1 rRNA gene is annotated in these 2,028 nt (G+C 53.0%); it reads left to right on the top strand.

The window, feature by feature from the left end:
* Positions 1–137: 137 nt before the first annotated feature.
* A 23S ribosomal RNA gene (locus ACGFU6_RS39240) occupies positions 138–2,028 on the top strand; the annotation flags it as partial.

Raw genomic sequence — 2,028 nt, 5'->3', positions numbered from 1 at the left:
TTTGAGATGTTCTATCAGACGTGTCGTGAGGCTAAGGCGAGAGACGGAAGTCTCTTTATTGATTGAGTCGTTATATTCGTATCCGGGCTTTGTACCCCCGGGTCACATATATAACCCAAGGCAACTTGCGGTTATATGGTCAAGCGAATAAGCGCACACGGTGGATGCCTTGGCGGTCAGAGGCGATGAAGGACGTGGCAGCCTGCGAAAAGTATCGGGGAGCTGGCAACAAGCTTTGATCCGGTAATGTCCGAATGGGGAAACCCACCCGCTTGCGGGTATCCTGCAGTGAATACATAGCTGCTGGAAGCGAACCTGGTGAACTGAAATATCTAAGTAACCAGAGGAAAAGAAATCAACCGAGATTCCGTAAGTAGCGACGAGCGAACGCGGACTAGCCCTTAAGCTGATTTGGTTCTAGGAAAACGCTCTGGAAAGAGCGGCCATAGAAGGTGATAGCCCTGTATCTGAAAGGGCCATTTCAGTGAAGACGAGTAGGGCGGGGCACGTGAAACCCTGTCTGAACATGGGGGGACCATCCTCCAAGGCTAAATACTACTGACCGACCGATAGTGAACCAGTACCGTGAGGGAAAGGCGAAAAGAACCCCGGAGAGGGGAGTGAAATAGAACCTGAAACCGTGTGCGTACAAGCAGTAGGAGCTCCGCAAGGAGTGACTGCGTACCTTTTGTATAATGGGTCAGCGACTTACTGTTCGTGGCAAGCTTAACCGTATAGGGGAGGCGAAGGGAAACCGAGTCTGATAAGGGCGCATAGTCGCGGGCAGTAGACCCGAAACCGGGTGATCTAGTCATGCCCAGGGTGAAGGTGCGGTAACACGCACTGGAGGCCCGAACCCACTCCCGTTGCAAAGGTAGGGGATGAGGTGTGATTAGGAGTGAAAAGCTAATCGAACCCGGAGATAGCTGGTTCTCCTCGAAAGCTATTTAGGTAGCGCCTCATATGTATCCTCTCGGGGGTAGAGCACTGTTATGGCTAGGGGGTCATCGCGACTTACCAAACCATTGCAAACTCCGAATACCGAGACGGACTGTATGGGAGACACACGGCGGGTGCTAACGTCCGTCGTGAAAAGGGAAACAACCCAGACCCACAGCTAAGGTCCCAAATTCTCTGCTAAGTGGAAAACCATGTGGAAAGGCACAGACAGCCAGGAGGTTGGCTTAGAAGCAGCCACCCTTTAAAGAAAGCGTAATAGCTCACTGGTCGAGTCGGTCTGCGGGGAAGATTTAACGGGGCTAAGCACAGAACCGAAGCTTGGGGTGCATACTTTGTATGCGCGGTAGAGGAGCGTTCCGTAAGCCGTTGAAGGTGGATTGAGAAGTCTGCTGGAGGTATCGGAAGTGCGAATGCTGACATGAGTAACGATAATGCGGGTGAAAAACCCGCACGCCGAAAGCCCAAGGTTTCCTTGCGCAACGTTAATCGGCGCAGGGTGAGTCGGCCCCTAAGGCGAGGACGAAAGTCGTAGTCGATGGGAAGCAGGTTAATATTCCTGCACCTCGCGTAAGTGCGATGGAGGGACGGAGAAGGTTAGGTGTACCAGGCGTTGGTTGTCCTGGGGAAAGGCGGTAGGTTTGGATCTTTGGCAAATCCGGGATCCTTTAAGACCGAGCACCGAGACGAGCCTTTATGGCGAAGTCACTGATACCACGCTTCCAGGAAAAGCTCCTAAGCTTCAGCTTACGCAGACCGTACCGTAAACCGACACAGGTGGGTAGGATGAGAATTCTCAGGCGCTTGAGAGAACTCGGGTGAAGGAACTAGGCAACATGGCACCGTAACTTCGGGAGAAGGTGCACCCTTTTTGGTGGCTCGTGCGAGCTATAGCTGAAGAGGGTCGCAGTAACCAGGCCGCTGCGACTGTTTATCAAAAACACAGCACTCTGCAAACACGAAAGTGGACGTATAGGGTGTGACGCCTGCCCGGTGCTGGAAGGTTAATTGATGGGGTCAGCCGCAAGGCGAAGCTCTTGATCGAAGCCCCAGTAAACGGCGGCCGTAACT

Source organism: Streptomyces sp. NPDC048462, from assembly GCF_043200175.1.
Lineage (GTDB): Bacteria > Actinomycetota > Actinomycetes > Streptomycetales > Streptomycetaceae > Streptomyces.
Note: the sequence above shows the minus strand (reverse complement) of the source record. Positions and strands in the feature narration are given on the sequence as shown.